We start from the raw sequence: 19,508 nt of genomic DNA on the forward strand, positions 1-19,508 counted from the left end.
AAAAATTAAAGGTTATGAAAATCAATAGATTCAAAGCATCCATTTTGTTTATGTTCAGTATAGGCGTTTTTGCCAGTTGCAGTGACGACAATGGAGGACCAACACCAGTTGAACCAGATGGAAAGGACAAGTTTGTGCTAATTACCATGAGTGAGAACAACCTTCAGAAGCCTGGCTTTGCAACCGCATTTGATGCATTACCATCGGGCAATGTGGTCAACAACGGAAGCAATAGCTTTCAAGGGATGGGTTTTGGTGGTTGGCGGCCACATGGCAATCAACTCCTGAAAATGTTCAATAGCAAGACTAATGAGCTTGGTATTGATCAGTTATTGGTTGATGGGAACGGAAAAATCAGTGCTGGCAAATTCATTGCAGCAGATAATAACAGTAATGGTTCTGGAAATTTCGTTATCCATGATGAGAATAAGGGTTACTATTGGGATGGAGCATCGCCCCTGAAAATCCAGACCTTTAATCCGACCAACATGACAAGGACTGGAGAATTGGATTTTGCATCCGTAGTCAATGAAAGAGGTCAAAACGTTCCTGAAATCTTGTTTAGATCTATTGGACAGAAGTTTTTGGCCATTAAAGCGGGCAAACTTTATGCAAACATCAGTTATGCAAAGACGAACGGTCCACAAAAAGGCTTTTTCGATGATTATTTTCCAGATGTATATATTGCGGTTATCGATATTGCGACCGGAAAGTATGAGAAAACCATAAAAATTGAGGATACGGGATCTATTGCCTACATCAATGATAATAATATGTATGACTTTGATTCCAATGGGGACCTCTATATCGTAACACAAGGGAGGAGCGCCGTTGGCGGGAAATCTAAGATTGTGCGTATCAAGGCTAATGAAACAGACATAGATAAAACCTGGAGCCTAAATATGGATGAAATCCAGCAAGGCGGAAAGTTCGTTTCCGTATTTGCGAAGGAAGGGAAGATCATTACGGTGATTCCCAATACGAAGTTGACCGGAGGACCTTCAGGCAACATCAATTTTGAAAACGTTTGGGAATTTTACCAGATTGATATTGCCAGTAAACAAAGGACGAAGATCAGTGGAATTCCAGCTGTTACAAATCCTGGAGCAGCATTCTGCGCGATTGATCTGGACGGAAAAACATTATTGAGGGTGAATACCAAAGACGGAAGTCAGAACGGATACTATGAATTAACGGGTACATCTGCGAAAGCCTTGTTCAATGTTACTGCTGGGGGTTCTGTATCTGGACTTTACAAGATCGTAGCAAGACAGTAAGGTTTTGAAAAACTGACAATAAAAGGCAGAAATAAATAACAAAAAAGGGGTATGCAGGATGATTTGAAAAAAATAAAAATTAAATATGCATATCCCTTTTGCTTTTAATAAGATAAAACTTATTTTTGCATTCCAAAATACAGGCATTCAAACAATCTGTATTTAAATTGATTAATAAATTTTAGTCCCTATAATATGCCCAATATTGGTAAAATAGCGCAGATTATCGGCCCAGTAGTTGACGTCAACTTTGCCGACAATGAAAATCTTCCTAAGATTTATGATGCATTGTACATTGAGAAAGACAATGGACAGCGCATTATATTAGAGGTTCAACAGCACTTAGGTGAGGAACGTGTTCGTACGATTGCAATGGATGCTACCGAAGGTTTAATTCGTGGCATGAAGGTCGTTGATACTGGCGCTCCTATCAAAATGCCGATTGGCGAAGAGATCAAAGGTCGTGTATTCAACGTTGTTGGAGATCCAATTGACGGTATTCAAGCATTAAACAAGGATAACGGTCGTCCTATTCACAACGTACCTCCTAAGTTTGAAGATCTATCGACTGAAACTGAAGTATTGTTTACAGGAATTAAAGTAATCGATTTGTTAGAGCCATATGCAAAAGGTGGTAAGATCGGTTTGTTCGGTGGTGCTGGTGTTGGTAAAACAGTATTGATTCAGGAATTAATCAACAATATCGCAAAAGGACACGGTGGTCTTTCGGTATTTGCTGGTGTAGGCGAGCGTACTCGTGAAGGAAATGACTTACTTCGTGAGATGTTGGAGTCAGGCATTATCAAATACGGTGACAAATTCATGGAAGAAATGGAAAAAGGTCAATGGCCTTTGGACACTGTGGATTTGGAATTGATGAAAGAATCTAAATGTACTTTCGTATTCGGACAGATGAATGAGCCTCCAGGTGCTCGTGCTCGTGTTGCGTTATCAGGTTTGACAATTGCGGAATACTTCCGTGATGGAGATGGCGAAGGACAAGGTCGTGATATCTTATTCTTTATTGATAACATCTTCCGTTTTACCCAAGCAGGATCTGAGGTATCGGCATTATTAGGTCGTATGCCATCAGCAGTAGGTTACCAACCTACCCTAGCAACAGAGATGGGTTTAATGCAAGAGCGTATTACATCTACTAAGAACGGATCGATCACATCAGTACAAGCGGTATACGTACCTGCGGATGACTTGACTGACCCTGCTCCGGCAACAACATTTGCCCACTTAGATGCGACTACAGTATTATCCCGTAAAATTTCTGAGTTAGGTATTTACCCAGCGGTGGATCCATTGGATTCTACTTCACGTATCCTTTCTCCAGCAGTTTTAGGTGATGAGCATTACAATACTGCACAACGCGTAAAAGAAATTCTTCAACGTTATAAAGAACTTCAGGATATCATCGCCATCTTAGGTATGGACGAATTATCTGAAGAAGATAAGTTAACGGTACACCGCGCACGTCGTGTACAACGTTTCTTGTCACAACCATTCCACGTAGCAGAGCAATTTACAGGCCTGAAAGGTTGTTTAGTAGACATCAAGGACACTATCAAAGGATTCAACATGATCATCGATGGTGAAGTAGATGAATACCCAGAAGCATCTTTCAACTTGGTAGGTTCAATCGAAGACGCTATCGAGAAAGGTAAAAAACTATTAGCAGAAGCAGTTTAAAATATTAGTATTTAGTAATTAGTAGTTAGTATTTAGACCTGACTACTAATTACAAAGTATTAGGTACATAATCCTGATTTAAGTAGTAGCAAAATAGTACTTAGAAAGTTCTAAATACTCTATACTAACTACTAAATACTTAAAAAAAGAATGAAATTAACAATCATAACTCCAGACAAATTAGCTTACGAAGGTGATGTAACAGCGGTTACAGTTCCGGGATCGGCGGGTTCTTTTCAGATTCTGAAGGATCACGCGGCTATTGTGTCTACGCTAGAAGATGGTAAAGTCATTATTAAGAATAATAATGATGAACAAGTCATTATTATTAAAGGTGGTGTAGTAGAAGTAAAGGACAACAATATCATCGTTTTAGCAGAAGGAATTGCGGAAGAATAGATAAACAAAATATCACGATAAAGTAGCCCTTAAAACTTCAAGTTCTAAGGGCTATTTTTTTGCAAGTTTTTTCGGTCCGAGGCCGGTTTTAGGAAGAATTTCGACCAGTTTCCTAAAAATTTGAAAAAATCAAAATTATACCAATTTTAATTTTAGTCTACAGACAACAAAATATAAAACAGAAAATTAAAGGGTATAACAAAATATAATTTTTAAAATTAGCAAACATCGAAATAAAAAACTTTATCAAAAAAAATTTCTAGGCTATTGTAAAGAATTTTAATTCGAGCTAACTTAACAAAACAGAACGAAGGGAATCCTAAACGATATTTTTTCAAACAAGTATTACATCAAATTCGGCAGGTTATTATGCAGTATTACAATCAAGATACACTGATCTATTTAAATGGGGAGTTTGTGAAGGCGAGCAATGCTGGAGTTGATATGTTTGGACAGTCATTACATTATGGCTATGGAGCCTTCGAAGGTCTGCGTGCATACAGCACTCACAATGGAACGAGGATCTTTAAGGCAGAAGAACATTTCGACCGTTTACAACAATCATGTAAAGCCATCGGCTTACCTTATCAGTGGGACAATAGAGAGTTGATCGCAAAGTCGTATGAGCTTTTGGAAGCGAACAATCTTCGGGCAGCCTATATTCGCCCTTTGATCTATTCGGGCTCCAATATGCACTTAACGGCATCTGATACGGCAAACATCATGATCGCGGCTTGGGAATGGGGTCCTTATTTAGGACAGAACCTATTGAAGGTAAATATTTCCAGGATTGAACGACCGAACCCGAAGTCCTTCCCCATCAATGCCAAGGTTTCGGGACAATATATCAATTCGATATTAGCGACCAGTGATGCTATCCAAAAGGGTTTCGACGAGGCTTTATTGTTGGACCAAGATGGTTTTGTGGCTCAGGCATCCAGCGAAAACCTGTTCATTGAAAAAGATTTCAAGATCTATACCCCTCCTTTGGGAAACATCTTCCCAGGAATTACCAGGGATACCGTGATCGATATCTGTAAGCGTTTGAATTTTGATATCATCGAGAAGAGAATTACCATAAAAGATATTTACGAAGCTGACAGTGCCTTTTTAAGTGGTACAGCAGCGGGAATAATAGGCATAAAACAAATAGACGATGTGATCTTCCAAGAAGAATGGGAAGATAGCATCGGCGCATCTATCCAAAGAAAATATAAAAATTTAGTATTAGAGCAGAATAATTATGAAGTCATCATCTGATAACCAAAAGGGAATCAACAAGTACAGCCGCATCTTTACACAAGATGAAACTCAACCAGCTGCGAAAGCCATGTTATATGGTATCGGTCTGACCGATGCAGATATGGAGAAGGCACAGGTTGGAATCGCGAGCATGGGCTACGACGGTAACACCTGTAACATGCACCTTAATGACCTAGCTCAGGTCGTCAAAAAAGGTATTTGGAACAGCGATCTGGTCGGCTTGACGTTTGGAACGATTGGGGTCAGTGATGGGATGAGTAACGGAACGGATGGAATGCGCTACTCTTTAGTGTCTCGTGATGTCATTGCGGACAGTATAGAAACGATCTGCGGTGGTCAGTACTATGATGGCGTTGTGGCTATCCCAGGTTGTGACAAGAACATGCCTGGTGCCATCATGGCAATGGGAAGGTTGAACCGCCCTGCCATTATGGTCTACGGAGGAACAATTGCTCCTGGTCATTATAAAGGTGAAGAATTAAATATTGTTTCAGCATTTGAAGCATTAGGAAAGAAAATAGCTGGAACCATTTCGGATGAGGACTATGATGGTGTTATCCGTCATACTTGTCCAGGTGCCGGCGCATGTGGAGGTATGTATACAGCAAACACGATGGCTTCAGCGATAGAGGCTATGGGAATGAGCTTGCCATACTCCTCTTCCAACCCCGCTGTTTCTGATGAGAAGAAACAGGAATGTCTGGAAGTCGGTAAATATATGCGCATCCTATTGGAGAAGGACATCAAGCCTTCGGATATCATGACACGCAAAGCATTTGAGAATGCCATGCGTATCATCGTAATCCTAGGAGGATCTACCAATGCGGTACTTCACTTTATTGCAATGGGCAAATCAGTGGATGTAGATGTTACGCCGGATGATTTCCAACGCATGTCGGATGAAACTCCAGTATTGGCAGATTTCAAACCATCAGGTAAGTTCTTGATGCAAGATTTACACCAATATGGTGGTATTCCAGCAGTGATGAAATACCTATTGGATGAAGGTTTATTACATGGTGACTGTTTGACGGTAACTGGTAAAACGGTAGCAGAGAACTTAGCGGATGTAAAATCGATCATTGAATATAATCAACCGATCATTCACAAATTAGATGATCCGATCAAGGCGACTGGTCACTTGCAGATCCTTTACGGAAACCTAGCTGAGGAAGGTTCAGTAGCGAAGATTTCGGGAAAAGAAGGGGAGAAATTCACGGGTCCAGCACGTGTATTTGATGGAGAGCATGATTTGGTAAAAGGTCTTGAAACTGGAAGAATCAAAAAAGGTGATGTGGTTGTGATCAAGAACGAAGGACCTAAGGGGGCTCCAGGAATGCCTGAAATGTTGAAGCCAACGTCGTTGATCATTGGTGCAGGCTTAGGAAGTTCTGTGGCCTTGATTACAGACGGACGCTTCTCAGGAGGAACCCATGGATTCGTAGTAGGTCACATTACACCGGAAGCATACGAAGGGGGATTGATCGGATTGGTGCAGGACGATGACATCATCGAAATCGACGCAGTCAACAACAGCATCAACCTTCAGGTCTCGGACGAAGAGATTGCCGCACGCAGAGCAGCTTGGCAACAGCCAGCACTGAAAGTCAGCAAAGGCGTTCTGTACAAATACGCAAAAAGCGTTGCAAATGCATCACAAGGTTGTGTGACGGATTTGTAATAGAGTAGGAAGTATTAAGTAATTAGTATTTAGACCTATTATTCTGCAAAAAATATTACGTCTTAAATAAATAAACGCTTAATACTCTCAAATAAAAAACCAGAAAAAATTAAAGAAAAGTATTAGACTATAAGTCTAACTACTAAATACTTAATACTAATTACTACAAAATGAGTACACTTGAAAAAACGGAAACAAAGGAAACCACTAGAAAGGCAGCTGGAACGCAGGTAAGCGGTTCCCAGGCTGTGATGGAAGCCTTAATCCACGAGGGGGTGGATACCGTATTCGGGTATCCAGGAGGTGCTATTATGCCGATCTATGATGCATTGTATGATTACACTGATCAATTGAAGCATATTTTGGTACGTCACGAACAGGGTGGAATTCATGCTGCACAAGGATATGCACGTACATCGGGACGTGTGGGTGTAGCTTTTGCAACAAGCGGTCCTGGAGCAACAAACCTGGTCACTGGTTTGGCAGACGCAATGATCGATAGTAACCCTATCGTCTGTATTACAGGTCAAGTCTTTGCTTCCCTTCTAGGAACAGATGCGTTTCAAGAAACTGACGTCATTAACATCACCACACCTGTGACCAAATGGAACTATCAGGTGACTGATGCGAATGAGATCCCAAGTGTATTAGCTAAAGCATTCTATATTGCTAGAACAGGGAGACCTGGTCCAGTATTAATTGATATTACCAAAAATGCTCAGATCCAATTGTTTGATTACAATGGATACGAGTCCTGCAAGCATGTACGTAGTTACAGACCTGCTCCGATTGTTCGTAAGGAATATGTTGAAGAGGCTGCAAAAGCAATCAATGCGGCAAAGAAACCATTCATTTTATTTGGTCAGGGCGTGATTTTGGGTAAAGCGGAACAAGAGTTCAAGACCTTTATCGAAAAAGCGGGTATCCCTTCGGCTGCTACTGTTATGGGGCTTAGCGCTCTTGAGACAGACCATCCATTGCATGTGGGTATGTTGGGTATGCACGGAAACTATGCACCCAATGTCATGACGAATGAATGTGACGTGTTGATCGCTATCGGAATGCGTTTCGATGACCGTGTAACCGGACGTTTGGATAAATATGCAAAACAGGCAAAAGTTGTTCACTTGGACATAGACCCTGCTGAAATCGACAAGAACGTGAAAGCCCATTATCCAGTTTGGGGAGATTGTAAGGAAACCCTTCCAATGTTGACAGAATTGGTTGAAAAAGGCGATCATGCAGCTTGGTTGAGCAAATTCAGGGATTTGGAAAAAGAAGAAATCAAGGAAGTAATCCATAATGAACTGAACCCTACCTCTGACATCATGACCATGGGTGAAGTACTAAAGGTATTGAACGAGATCACTGGTGGAGATGCTGTTATTGTTACTGACGTAGGTCAGCACCAAATGGTAACCTGCCGTTATGCAAAATTCAACAGTTCGAAATCCAGCGTTACTTCTGGAGGTTTGGGAACGATGGGATTTGGTCTGCCAGCGGCAATTGGCGCTTGGTATGGTGCTCCGCATCGTGATGTGGTAGCTATTATCGGTGATGGTGGTATTCAAATGACCATTCAGGAATTAGGTACCATTATGCAATTCGGCGCCAAGGTGAAGATCTTGATCCTGAACAATGAGTTCTTGGGAATGGTCCGCCAATGGCAACAACTATTCCACGATAAGAGATATTCATTCGTTAATATCACCAGCCCAGATTTCGTAGCTGTTGCGAAAGGATATTATATCGATGGAAATAAGATCTCGGAACGTAAGGATTTAAAGGATGCCCTACAGACTATGATGGATCATGATGGCTCTTACCTATTGGAAATCATGGTAGGTAAAGAGAACAATGTATTCCCAATGGTAGCGCAAGGAACAAGTGTGTCAGAAATTAGATTGAAGTAATCATGGAAAAACAAGAATATACCATAACCATATACACAGAAAACTCTATCGGGATGATAGGCCGTATATCGGGGATATTTTCAAGACGTAAAATCAATATCGAGAGCTTAAATACTTCCCCATCGGAAGTGGATGGCATTCACCGCTTCACAATCTTGATTACAGAATCAGAAGAAGTGGTCCGCAAATTATGCCGTCAAGTTGAAAAACAGGTGGAGGTATTGAAAGCATACTTCAACACCAATGATGAATTGATTTGGCAAGAACAGGCTCTTTATAAAGTACCAGCAGACGCGATTGCAGAGAAAGTATTGGTAGAACGCTTACTTCGTCAATACGGTGCTAATGTAGTTGTGATCCGTAATGACTATATTGTATTCGAAACAGCAGGTCACCGTGAGGAGATCGACAGGCTTACAGAGGAATTGGGCAAATACAACCTGATAGAATTTGTTCGTGGTGCTCGTATCGCCATCATCAAGGACAGTGCTGGTTTCCATACCAAGCTAAAACAATTTGAAATCAATGAGCCAGCTCCAGACATTGTTGAAAACGAGTATTTGGATCAGCGCGATGATGTCTTTACCATGTAATTAATCCTTGCATGCAAGTAGAACAGGTCATACCGATATTCAGGATATTTGATTATGCCAAGGCAGTCGAGTTTTACATCGACTGGCTTGGTTTTCACATTGACTGGGAACATCGATTTGATGACAATTCTCCTATTTACATGCAGATCTCCAGAGATGGCATGGCAATGCACCTCAGCGAGCATCATGGAGATGCCACTCCGGGTTCACAGGTTTTTGTGAATTGCACTGGATTAAAGGCATATCATGAGCAATTGATACAAAAGAATTATAAGTACAATAAACCCGGCTACAAGGAAACATTCTATAACTGCCACTGTGTTCAAGTCATTGATCCATTTGGCAATAGGATATCATTCAACGAGCCGATTAAAGAAGCATAAAACAAATGGAAAAAGTATTCCAATTCATTATCGATGGCCGCAAGGCATTCATCCGATTAATCGATGAATTGTCCTTGGAGCAATTGAACGAAATTCCAACAGGATTCAACAACAATATCATCTGGAATTTTGGACATATCGTAGTGAGTACACAAACATTAAGCTATACCCGCACAGGAATCCGTGAAGGCGTGAGCTGGGTAAAGTATGTGGATGCCTATGCAAAGGGCACTAAACCTACATACTTCGTAAGTCAAGAGGAAGTAAATGATCTTAAGGAAATCGCATTGAGTTCCATCCGTGAGATCGAGGCTGATTACAATGCCGGAGTTTTCAAGAACACGACTCCTTATGAGACGGCAACCTATGGCGCTACGTTAAATAGCATTGAAGATGTCCTGATCACTTCGGTAGGTCATGACAACCTGCACTATGGCTATGCGACGGCACAAAAAAGAATAATCAACAACAAATAATAAGAAACCTTAATCGAAAAAAATATTTAATTCAGTATTACAATGGCAAATTATTTCAACACATTACCTCTTAGAGAGCAATTAGATCAATTAGGCGTTGCAGAATTCATGAATTCATCCGAATTCAACGAAGGAGTAGAAGCTTTAAAAGGTAAAAAAATCGTAATCGTAGGTTGTGGAGCTCAAGGCTTGAACCAAGGTTTAAACTTGAGAGATAGCGGATTGGACGTATCTTATGCATTGCGTAAAGAAGCTATTGAACAAAAAAGAGATTCATGGAAAAATGCAACAGATAACAATTTTAAGGTTGGAACTTACGAAGAATTGATTCCTTCTGCTGACCTAGTTATCAACTTGACTCCAGATAAACAACATACATCCGTTATCAATGCCGTAATGCCATTGATGAAAGAAGGTGCTACCCTATCCTATTCACACGGTTTCAATATCGTTGAAGAAGGTATGCAGATCCGCCCGGATATCACGGTTATCATGGTAGCTCCAAAATGTCCAGGTTCAGAGGTTCGTGCTGAATACTTGAGAGGATTTGGTGTTCCTACCTTGATCGCTGTTCACCCAGAAAATGACCCACAAGGCAAAGGTTGGGCGGAAGCAAAAGCCTACTGTGCCGGTACTGGTGGTGACCGTGCTGGTGTATTGAAATCATCTTTCGTAGCAGAGGTAAAATCAGATCTAATGGGTGAGCAAACTATCCTTTGTGGTTTGTTGCAAACAGGTTCTATTCTTTCATTTGATAAAATGGTAGAAAAAGGAATCGATGCTGGCTATGCTTCAAAACTTGTTCAATACGGTGTTGAAGTTATTACTGAAGCTTTAAAACATGGTGGTGTAAGTGGTATGATGGACCGCTTGACCAACCCTGCGAAAATCAAGGCTTTTGAATTGTCAGAAGAACTGAAAGATATTATGCGTCCATTGTTCCAGAAACACCAAGATGACATCATGTCTGGTGAATTCAGCAAGACCATGATGGAAGACTGGGCTAATGGAGATTCAAACTTATTGAAATGGAGAGCTGAAACTGGAGAAACTGCTTTTGAGAAAACACCTGCTGGCGATGTTAAGATTTCAGAACAGGAATATTTTGACAATTATCTATTGATGGTTGCTTTCGTGAGAGCTGGTGTTGAATTGGCTTTCGAAACGATGGTTGAAGCTGGTATCAAACCAGAATCGGCATATTACGAATCATTGCACGAAACTCCATTGATCGCAAATACAATTGCTCGTAAGAAATTATTCGAGATGAACCGTGTTATTTCTGACACAGCTGAATACGGATGTTATTTATTTGACCAAGCTTGTAAGCCATTATTGGCAGATTTCATGAAGAAAATCGACACAGATGTTGTTGGTAAAAACTTCAATGAAGGCAAGGATGGTTCCGTGGACAACATCAAATTAGTACAGGTTAACGAGATTTTAAGAAATCATGAAGTAGAAACCGTAGGTAGAAAATTGCGTAAAGCAATGACTGCTATGAAAGCTATTCAAACTGTTTAATTTTTCGTAAATTAGATAGCTAAAATTGGGGTAAAATTACCATATTTTAATTTTACCCCCTTTTAAAATTTCAAACCAACAAGAGATAAAGAGAAAAATGGGAAAAACATTAGTAGAAAAAATTTGGGATGCACATGTCGTCAAGCGTCAAGAAGGGTTTCCTGATATCATATATATCGATACCCACCTCATCCATGAAGTGACCTCCCCACAGGCATTTGATGGTTTGCGCAAAAGAGGACTGCCTGTACTCCGTCCGGATCAAACTGTAGCAACGGCTGACCATAATGTCCCAACATTAAACCAGCACTTGCCAATCAAAGAAGAACTTTCTCGCTACCAAGTAGACATGCTGACCAAAAACTGTAAGGAGTTTGGTGTTGAACTTTATGGATTGGGCCACCCATTCCAAGGCATTGTGCATGTTATTGGGCCTGAATTAGGCATCACCCTTCCTGGAAAAACCATGGTATGCGGAGATAGCCACACTTCTACGCATGGCGCTTTTGGTGCTATTGCATTTGGAATCGGGACTTCTCAAGTAGAGCAGGTATTTGCTACACAATGTTTATTGCTGCAAAAACCAAAGACCATGAAAATCGAGGTTAATGGTGAACTAGGAAAAGGTGTGGGTGCTAAAGATATCATCCTTTACATCATTTCCAAGATTTCTGCAGCTGGTGGAACAGGCTATTTTGTTGAATATGCTGGTTCTGCTATTCGCTCATTGAGTATGGAAGGTCGAATGACCATCTGTAATATGAGTATTGAAATGGGTGCTCGTGGTGGATTGATTGCACCTGACCAAACGACTTTTGATTATATAAATGGTCGTGAATTTGCTCCAAAAGGAGAAGAATGGGATAAAGCATTGGCTTATTGGAAGACGTTGTATTCCGATGATGATGCAGATTTTGATAAGGTATTGACCTTTGATGCTGCTGATATACAGCCGATGATTACCTATGGTACCAACCCAGGTATGGGTATCGGAATCACGGAGTCCATTCCTACAACCACCTCTCAACCTGAGAATGAACGCCCTTCTTATCAAAAAGCCTTAAACTACATGGGATTCCACGATGGCGATCAGGTCATTGGAAAACCGGTGGATTATGTATTCATCGGAAGTTGTACCAACTCCCGTATTGAAGACTTACGCCAAGTAGCGGCCTTCGTTCAAGGTAAGCATAAGGCGGAGAATGTGGAAGTGTGGATCGTTCCAGGATCAAAACAAGTGGAGGCTCAGGCTAAACTTGAAGGTATTGACAAGATATTTGAAGAAGCAGGTTTTATGCTTCGTGAACCTGGCTGTTCTGCATGCCTAGGGATGAATGAAGATAAGATCCCTGCTGGTAAATACTGTGTTTCTACTTCTAACAGAAATTTTGAAGGTAGACAAGGACCAAACGCACGCACCATGCTGGTAAGCCCGCTTACCGCAGCTGCTGCAGCAGTAACTGGTAAAATTGTAGACGTAAGGGAATTAGTGTAAAGAATTAGAATCATGAAAAAATTTGAAAAATTATCCTCTCGAGTAGTTCCTCTACCGATAGAAAATATAGATACAGACCAGATCATCCCTGCCCGTTTCCTTAAGGCAACTACGCGTGAAGGTTTTGGAAATAATCTATTCCGCGATTGGCGCTTTGACAGCGAGGATCAGCCTAAAGCGGACTTCGTTATGAATGACCCAACATATAAAGGCAAGGTATTGGTTGCCGGTAAGAACTTTGGCTGTGGCTCCTCTCGTGAGCATGCTGCCTGGGCTATTCAAGATTATGGCTTCGATGTGGTAGTTAGCTCTTTCTTTGCAGATATCTTCAAAGGAAATGCCTTGAACAACGGTGTCTTGCCTATCACGGTTCCTGAGGAATTCTTAGAAAAAATCTTTGAGAAGGTTTTTGCTAATCCAGATACGGAAGTGGTGGTTGACCTAGAAGCTCAAACTATCGGCATTGAAGGAACTGATGACAAATTTACATTTGAAATCAATCCTTATAAAAAATCATGCCTGATCAATGGCTATGATGATATCGACTATATCTTAAGCCAAAAAGCGGAAATCGAAGCTTTCGAACAAAACAGATAATGGCTGCTTTCGTCCAAATATCAAATTTGTCGGTTTCATACGGTCTAACTACTGTTTTGAACAATTTGTCTTGGACTATTGAGCCCGATGAAAACTATGTATTGGCTGGCAAGAGTGGTGCTGGGAAAACAACTTTGGCAAAAGCAATTGCAGGATTGATAACTGCAGCTGGCGAAGTGAAAGTTGAATTCGATTCCAATTGCTCTCTCCTTCAAAAAGTAATCTACGTTTCTAATTGGTATCAGTTTACCAATTTAGAAGGCGACAGAAACTTCTATTATCAACAACGCTATAATCGTCATCAAGGGAATGATACCCTGACGGTCAAAGCTGAACTGCTTCATTTTGCAAAGAAGGAAAACCTTCGGATAGAAGATATCCATGATAAGATTGTTGCCATGGGTTTTGAACATACCATGGATTCTCAATTGATTGAACTTTCAAGTGGAGAGCACAAGAAATTGCAATTGGTAAAGTCACTTTGGTTGAAACCACAGCTTCTGATCATTGATGAACCATATACAGGTTTGGATAAGCAATCTAGGTTAGAATTGAATATCTGGTTAGATGAACTTGTTGCTGAAGGTGTACAGCTTTTTATTATTTCAAATGATAGGCAGTTACCAAAATCCATCAACCGATATGCACATATTGTAGACGGTCAGATCGAATCGGTAAGATCTTTTGATGAGGTCATCCAAGATGAGGAGCGCGTAAAAAAAGAATTGCCTGCTTTTCTTCACCAGGTTCCAGAGACTAATTATAGCACGGTTGCTGATCTGAAAGATATAATTATCAGGTATGGTGAGAAGGTTGTGCTGAACAAGGTATCTTGGAAGGTAGAAGTAGGCGAGAAATGGTTGCTACAAGGTCCGAATGGTTCAGGAAAATCCACCTTATTGAGTTTGATCAATGGTGATCATCCGCAATCTTATGGATTGGACATCGAGCTGTTTGGAAACAAACGCGGATCCGGTGAGAGTATTTGGGACATCAAACAGAAGATTGGAATGATATCACCAGAAATGCACTGGTATTTCGACCAAAACGCAACGGTTTGGCATACGCTGGCTTCTGGATTTTACGACAGTATCGGATGGTTCATTGATGTCAAGTTCCAAGAAAAGAAACAGATCGAAGAGCTGATGGCTTTCTTTGATTTGACGGAGCATAAGGATCAATTACTGCATACCCTTCCATTAGGCAAACAGCGTTTGGCGATGTTAGCCAGGAGCATTATCAAAAATCCTCCATTATTGGTATTGGATGAACCCTGCCAAGGCTTGGATTCGCAGCAAGCAAAGTATTTTAATGATGTAGTCGATGAACTTTGCCAGCACGGCAAGACATTGATCTATGTCGGACATTATGAAAGTCAGCTTCCGAGCTGCATTGAAAAAAGAATTGTATTAGAAAAAGGTGAAGTCATCGCCTTGGAAAATAAAGTTGAAAACGTTTTATAACACATGAAGAAAAACATTCTTATTATTCCCGGAGATGGAATTGGACAAGAGGTTACTACCTGGGGAAAAGAAGTTCTGAATAAAATTGCCGAAAAATATAATCACGAATTTATTTTCGACGAGGCAATCATGGGCCACACTGCTATTGAAGCTACAGGAAATCCATTACCAGATGAAACACTAGAAAAAGCAAAAGCTTCTGACGCTATCCTTTTCGGTGCGATCGGTCATGCTAAATATGATAATGACCCTTCTGCCAAGGTACGTCCTGAACAGGGCTTATTAAAGATTCGTAAGGAATTAGGCTTATATGCCAACTTACGTCCTATCCTGTTGTTCGATGAACTATTGGATGCTTCAAGCCTGAAACCAGAAGTCCTTCGTGGTACTGATATCCTTTTCTTCCGTGAATTAACAGGTGATGTTTATTTCGGTGAAAAGAGACGTAATGAAGACAATAGTTTCGCTTCCGATCTGATGAACTATAACCGCTACGAAGTTGACCGTATTGCCCGTAAAGCATTCGATGCAGCAAGGACGAGAAGTAAAAAACTTTGTTCAGTGGATAAAGCCAACGTATTGGAAACATCAAGATTGTGGAGAGAGGTTGTCCAAGAAATCTCGAAAGAATATCCAGATGTTGAGACTGAACACATGTTCATCGATAATGCAGCCATGCAATTGGTTAAGAACCCTAAGAAATTTGATGTGGTATTGACGGCAAACCTTTTTGGTGACATCTTAACTGATGAAGCATCACAGATCGCCGGTTCAATGGGGATGTTAGCTTCGGCTTCTGTGGGTGATGGAACAGGATTCTTTGAACCTATCCATGGTTCTGCACATGACATCGCGGGACAAAATAAAGCTAATCCGCTAGCTTCTATCCTTTCAGCCGCATTGATGTTGGACATCGCCTTCGGTTTACAAGATGAGGCAAAAGAAGTAACCAATGCCGTTGCCGAAACATTGAAAGCTGGTTGGAGAACTGGTGATATCGCCAATGCAGATACCCCAACCGAAAAGATTTTAGGCACTCAGGAAATGGGCGCTAAAGTTTTAGAGTTTTTGAAATAGAATTAATCAAGGTATAAACATAAATTGAGACAATATGTTACACGATCCTAATCACTTATACATTTTCGATACGACATTACGTGACGGTGAGCAAGTGCCGGGTTGCCAATTGACAACTCCTGAAAAAATCGAAATTGCCAAAGATTTGGAACGCTTAGGGGTAGATATTATTGAAGCAGGATTTCCTGTTTCAAGCCCTGGAGATTTCCAATCGGTTGTCGAACTATCCAAGGCTGTTAATGATGTGATCATCTGTGCACTGACCCGTGCTAACATGAACGATATCGATGTTGCTGCTGATGCATTGAAATATGCAAAAAGACCCCGTATCCATACTGGAATCGGCTCTTCAGACATGCACATCAAATATAAATTCAACAGTACCCGTGAAGAAATCCTAGAACGTGCTGTAGCAGCTGTAAAGCATGCCAAATCTTATGTAGAAGATGTTGAATTCTATGCGGAGGATGCTGGCCGTGCCGATTTAGAGTTCTTGGCAAAAATGATCGAGTCAGTGATTGCCGCTGGCGCAACGGTTGTTAATATTCCAGATACCAATGGATATTGTTTACCGGATCAATATGGCTCCAAAATCAAATACCTGAAAGAAAATGTAAAGAACATCGATCAGGCCATTATTTCAGCACATTGCCATAACGACTTAGGATTAGCGACTGCCAATTCCATTGCAGCCATCCAAAATGGTGCTCGCCAGGTGGAATGTACCATCAACGGAATCGGTGAACGCGCAGGAAATACTTCTCTGGAAGAAGTTGCCATGATCCTGAAAGTACACAACCAGGCTTTTGGAGGATTATCTTCCAATATCGACAGCAGAATGTTCACTTACCTTTCCAGAAAAGTAAGTGAAATGATGAAGATGCCGGTACAGCCGAACAAAGCTATCGTTGGCCGTAATGCTTTCGCACATAGCTCCGGAATCCACCAAGATGGCTTCCTAAAACACCGTGAGAATTACGAGATCATCCGTCCAGAGGATGTAGGCTTGGAAGAAGCAGACATTATCTTAACGGCTCGTTCAGGTCGTCACGCTTTGAAACACCATCTTGAAAGACTAGGTTATAACCTAGATAAAGATAAATTAGCAGATTGTTACCAACGATTCTTGATCTTAGCAGATGCCAAAAAAGAAATCTGCGATGAGGATTTGCTGATCTTGGTAAAAGAAAATTAATTCAAAGGCTGGGTGACCAGCCTTTACATCCACCTAAACAAACGAACAGATTAGAATGAGTTTGGACCTATCAACATTGACCATAGACTCGGTTGCTGCTAAAGAACAGATCAAGGATGTGGTTACCCGTACGCCATTGCAGTACAACCATCATCTTTCTGAAAAATACGGAGCTGAGGTCTATCTTAAAAGGGAAGATCTCCAAGTAGTGAGATCTTATAAATTACGTGGTGCTTTCAACAAAATCTGCAGTCTTTCCCAAGAAGAAAGAGAACGTGGTGTTGTCTGTGCCAGTGCTGGAAACCATGCCCAAGGCGTGGCCTTATCCTGCAAAAAATTAGATATCAAAGGCGTAATCTTTATGCCCGGTCCTACCCCAAGACAAAAAATTACCCAAACTGAGATGTGGGGGAATGGCAATATCGAAATCGTTCTGATTGGCGACACTTTCGATGACTGCCAAAAAGCCGCTTTAGAATATACCAAGGAACATAACATGACCTTTATCCCTCCGTTTGATGACCTGAAAGTCATTGAAGGTCAAGGAACAGTTGCTGTTGAAATCCTTGAAGATTTACCTGATGTAGACGCGATTTTTATTCCTATTGGTGGTGGTGGCCTATCTTCAGGAGTAAGCTATCATATCCGCAAATTTGCTCCTGGAGTAAAATGTTATGGCGTAGAGCCAGAAGGGGCTCCATCCATGCAGGCGGCAATCCAGAATGGTAGCCCGATTGAACTGGAGCAAATAAATAAATTCGTTGATGGTGCTGCAGTTAAGAAAGTTGGGACTCTGACCTTCGACATCAGTTCAAAACTGTTGGACGGTGTGAAATCGATTCCTGAAGGCAAGATCTGCACGACCATTCTAGAATTATATAATAAGGATGCCATTGTAGTAGAACCTGCAGGGGCACTTTCAGTTGCGGCATTGGATTTCCACAAAGATGAAATCAAAGGCAAAAAAGTAGTCTGTATCATTTCTGGAGGAAACAACGATATCGACCGAATGAGCGAGATCAAAGAGCTTTCCTTATTGTATGAAGGATTTAAACATTACTTTATCGTTCGCTTCCCGCAAAGACCTGGCGCATTGAAATTATTGGTTACCGAAGTACTTGGTCCTAAAGATGATATCACTCGTTTTGAATACATCAAAAAAACAGAACGAGAAAGAGGTCCTGCCTTAATTGGTATTGAATTAAATGATCCAAATGATTATATTACATTTATAGAACGATTAAAGTCTTATAAATTTGACTTTATCGAATTGAACAAAGACCAGACATTATTTGAGTATCTGGTATAAAAACGCAACTAACCCTCCAAAATAAAGTAGATGCAACGGCCATTATTTCTTATGGTCGTTGCTTTTTTGTTTTACAGATATTATCAATTTTTTGACTCTTTTGTTACAAAACAACTAAAAAAGTTTAAGCGTAGATAAGGACTGGAAATCCTAATTTATTGACCGTCAACAAATGCCAATCCCAAAAAGAAGAACACCTATCTGCATTAGCTTAATTTTACCCGCTTGCCAATACAAATAGATGTTCTAGAAAATTTTAATCTATCATAACTTTATCTAACTAACAAACCTAAATTCTAGGATAGATTATAAATCAATATTAGAGATATTTAATGTTAAGAAGTGTAAATAAATCCTAATGTTATCTTAAATTTTAAATAACTTATTGATTTACAACTAAATTATACAACAATTATCGCTAATTTCAGTTTATTATTTAGTCAATAACCAAAATCATACTTACGATGAAAGCATCAACAATCTTATTAATCTTGACCTTGCTGTGCGGTTTTTCCATGGCTCAAGCTCAAGAAAAAAAGCCAAAGGCTAGTCCAGCGGACAGTGCCATGGTCACTACAGATGATGGAGTAACCATCTCAATCAAGTACAGCAGCCCTTCTTTAAAAGGACGTAAGTTAGGTGTAGACCTTGCAAAAGTTGGGGAGGTTTGGAGAACAGGAGCCAATGAAGCTACTACCGTAGAATTCGACAAAAACGTATTGGTAAACGGCCAAAAACTTCCTGCTGGAAAATACAGCTTGTATTCCATTCCAGGTGAATCCCAATCAACCATGATCTTTAATAAAACATGGAAACAATGGGGTACCGATTACAACGAAAAGGATGATGCCTTACGCGTGCAAGTCGACAATGAGGAAAACGGTGAAAACCTGGAACGCCTCAAAATCACCGCTGACAAAGATGGAACCATCAAAGTGAAATGGGGCGATTACGGCCTGCCAATTTCGGTTAAAGCGGATAAATAAAATGAAGGAGTCCTTTTACAAAAGGACTCCTTCATTTTATTTAGAGACTAGACAAAAGACATCAGAGTCTTTCAGGCGACAAACCAACGGGAACTCCCCTTTGTTTATAAACCCTTGGTCACACATTAAAGCCATAAAAAAATGCTTACGGCCCTACCAAGTCTATTGTCTATTGTCTA

The 19,508-nt window shown here is 40.6% G+C and carries 17 protein-coding genes; all 17 read left to right on the forward strand.

Features of this window, described 5'->3' with window-relative positions; translation table 11 throughout:
- The first annotated feature begins 14 nt into the window (after positions 1-14).
- On the forward strand, positions 15-1,277 hold the full coding sequence (locus ACWIB3_RS10165) for a hypothetical protein (RefSeq protein ID WP_454291528.1): 1,263 nt from the start codon (positions 15-17) through the stop codon (positions 1,275-1,277).
- Positions 1,278-1,472: 195 nt separating this feature from the next.
- A complete protein-coding gene (gene atpD / locus ACWIB3_RS10170; RefSeq protein WP_185213404.1) occupies positions 1,473-2,975 on the forward strand; it encodes a F0F1 ATP synthase subunit beta in 1,503 nt (500 codons plus the stop codon).
- Between the two features lie 150 nt (positions 2,976-3,125).
- Complete coding sequence (gene atpC, locus ACWIB3_RS10175; RefSeq protein WP_099370009.1) at positions 3,126-3,374, forward strand: ATP synthase F1 subunit epsilon; 249 nt, start codon at positions 3,126-3,128, stop codon at positions 3,372-3,374.
- A 369-nt stretch (positions 3,375-3,743) separates the two neighbouring features.
- Positions 3,744-4,634: a branched-chain amino acid transaminase gene (locus ACWIB3_RS10180; RefSeq protein WP_185213403.1), complete on the forward strand. Its 891-nt coding sequence runs from the start codon at positions 3,744-3,746 to the stop codon at positions 4,632-4,634.
- Positions 4,618-6,318 carry a dihydroxy-acid dehydratase gene (gene ilvD / locus ACWIB3_RS10185; protein WP_454291529.1) on the forward strand — a complete coding sequence of 567 codons (1,701 nt, stop codon included), beginning with the start codon at positions 4,618-4,620 and terminating at the stop codon, positions 6,316-6,318. Before ACWIB3_RS10180 ends, ilvD begins: the two co-directional genes overlap by 17 nt.
- A gap of 170 nt (positions 6,319-6,488) precedes the next feature.
- The gene (gene ilvB / locus ACWIB3_RS10190) at positions 6,489-8,231 is read left to right on the forward strand and encodes a biosynthetic-type acetolactate synthase large subunit (RefSeq protein ID WP_185213401.1); all 1,743 of its coding nucleotides are present in this window, start codon (positions 6,489-6,491) and stop codon (positions 8,229-8,231) included.
- Positions 8,232-8,233: 2 nt separating this feature from the next.
- A complete protein-coding gene (ilvN, locus tag ACWIB3_RS10195; protein ID WP_185213400.1) occupies positions 8,234-8,824 on the forward strand; it encodes an acetolactate synthase small subunit in 591 nt (196 codons plus the stop codon).
- Positions 8,825-8,835: 11 nt separating this feature from the next.
- Entirely contained in the window at positions 8,836-9,207 is a 372-nt protein-coding gene (locus ACWIB3_RS10200; protein ID WP_313261724.1) for a glyoxalase superfamily protein, read from the forward strand.
- A 5-nt stretch (positions 9,208-9,212) separates the two neighbouring features.
- Positions 9,213-9,683, forward strand: coding sequence for a DinB family protein (locus ACWIB3_RS10205; RefSeq protein WP_454291530.1), 471 nt, complete (start codon positions 9,213-9,215; stop codon positions 9,681-9,683).
- 42 nt (positions 9,684-9,725) lie between these two features.
- Positions 9,726-11,207 (forward strand): ketol-acid reductoisomerase, encoded by a 1,482-nt coding sequence (ilvC, locus tag ACWIB3_RS10210; RefSeq protein WP_454291531.1) that lies wholly within the window; start codon positions 9,726-9,728, stop codon positions 11,205-11,207.
- A gap of 97 nt (positions 11,208-11,304) precedes the next feature.
- Positions 11,305-12,702 carry a 3-isopropylmalate dehydratase large subunit gene (leuC, locus tag ACWIB3_RS10215; RefSeq protein WP_454291532.1) on the forward strand — a complete coding sequence of 466 codons (1,398 nt, stop codon included), beginning with the start codon at positions 11,305-11,307 and terminating at the stop codon, positions 12,700-12,702.
- 12 nt (positions 12,703-12,714) lie between these two features.
- On the forward strand, positions 12,715-13,299 hold the full coding sequence (leuD, locus tag ACWIB3_RS10220) for a 3-isopropylmalate dehydratase small subunit (protein ID WP_185213395.1): 585 nt from the start codon (positions 12,715-12,717) through the stop codon (positions 13,297-13,299).
- A 56-nt stretch (positions 13,300-13,355) separates the two neighbouring features.
- Positions 13,356-14,762, forward strand: a complete 1,407-nt coding sequence (locus tag ACWIB3_RS10225) for an ATP-binding cassette domain-containing protein (RefSeq protein ID WP_454291533.1) — start codon at positions 13,356-13,358, stop codon at positions 14,760-14,762.
- A gap of 3 nt (positions 14,763-14,765) precedes the next feature.
- Positions 14,766-15,839, forward strand: coding sequence for a 3-isopropylmalate dehydrogenase (gene leuB, locus ACWIB3_RS10230; RefSeq protein ID WP_454291534.1), 1,074 nt, complete (start codon positions 14,766-14,768; stop codon positions 15,837-15,839).
- A 34-nt stretch (positions 15,840-15,873) separates the two neighbouring features.
- Positions 15,874-17,034: a 2-isopropylmalate synthase gene (locus ACWIB3_RS10235; RefSeq protein WP_454291535.1), complete on the forward strand. Its 1,161-nt coding sequence runs from the start codon at positions 15,874-15,876 to the stop codon at positions 17,032-17,034.
- 55 nt (positions 17,035-17,089) lie between these two features.
- The gene (gene ilvA / locus ACWIB3_RS10240) at positions 17,090-18,343 is read left to right on the forward strand and encodes a threonine ammonia-lyase IlvA (protein WP_185213392.1); all 1,254 of its coding nucleotides are present in this window, start codon (positions 17,090-17,092) and stop codon (positions 18,341-18,343) included.
- 464 nt (positions 18,344-18,807) lie between these two features.
- Positions 18,808-19,329, forward strand: a complete 522-nt coding sequence (locus ACWIB3_RS10245) for a DUF2911 domain-containing protein (RefSeq protein ID WP_454291536.1) — start codon at positions 18,808-18,810, stop codon at positions 19,327-19,329.
- Positions 19,330-19,508: the final 179 nt, after the last annotated feature.

Source organism: Sphingobacterium sp. NPDC055431, assembly GCF_053644255.1.

Bases quoted from the DNA above. Each gene is read 5' to 3' on its own strand.
- ACWIB3_RS10165 (WP_454291528.1), top strand. From the start codon at position 15: ATGAAAATCAATAGATTCAAAGCATCCATTTTGTTTATGTTCAGTATA.
- atpD (WP_185213404.1), top strand. From the start codon at position 1,473: ATGCCCAATATTGGTAAAATAGCGCAGATTATCGGCCCAGTAGTTGAC.
- atpC (WP_099370009.1), top strand. From the start codon at position 3,126: ATGAAATTAACAATCATAACTCCAGACAAATTAGCTTACGAAGGTGAT.
- ACWIB3_RS10180 (WP_185213403.1), top strand. From the start codon at position 3,744: ATGCAGTATTACAATCAAGATACACTGATCTATTTAAATGGGGAGTTT.
- ilvD (WP_454291529.1), top strand. From the start codon at position 4,618: ATGAAGTCATCATCTGATAACCAAAAGGGAATCAACAAGTACAGCCGC.
- ilvB (WP_185213401.1), top strand. From the start codon at position 6,489: ATGAGTACACTTGAAAAAACGGAAACAAAGGAAACCACTAGAAAGGCA.
- ilvN (WP_185213400.1), top strand. From the start codon at position 8,234: ATGGAAAAACAAGAATATACCATAACCATATACACAGAAAACTCTATC.
- ACWIB3_RS10200 (WP_313261724.1), top strand. From the start codon at position 8,836: ATGCAAGTAGAACAGGTCATACCGATATTCAGGATATTTGATTATGCC.
- ACWIB3_RS10205 (WP_454291530.1), top strand. From the start codon at position 9,213: ATGGAAAAAGTATTCCAATTCATTATCGATGGCCGCAAGGCATTCATC.
- ilvC (WP_454291531.1), top strand. From the start codon at position 9,726: ATGGCAAATTATTTCAACACATTACCTCTTAGAGAGCAATTAGATCAA.
- leuC (WP_454291532.1), top strand. From the start codon at position 11,305: ATGGGAAAAACATTAGTAGAAAAAATTTGGGATGCACATGTCGTCAAG.
- leuD (WP_185213395.1), top strand. From the start codon at position 12,715: ATGAAAAAATTTGAAAAATTATCCTCTCGAGTAGTTCCTCTACCGATA.
- leuB (WP_454291534.1), top strand. From the start codon at position 14,766: ATGAAGAAAAACATTCTTATTATTCCCGGAGATGGAATTGGACAAGAG.
- ACWIB3_RS10235 (WP_454291535.1), top strand. From the start codon at position 15,874: ATGTTACACGATCCTAATCACTTATACATTTTCGATACGACATTACGT.
- ilvA (WP_185213392.1), top strand. From the start codon at position 17,090: ATGAGTTTGGACCTATCAACATTGACCATAGACTCGGTTGCTGCTAAA.
- ACWIB3_RS10245 (WP_454291536.1), top strand. From the start codon at position 18,808: ATGAAAGCATCAACAATCTTATTAATCTTGACCTTGCTGTGCGGTTTT.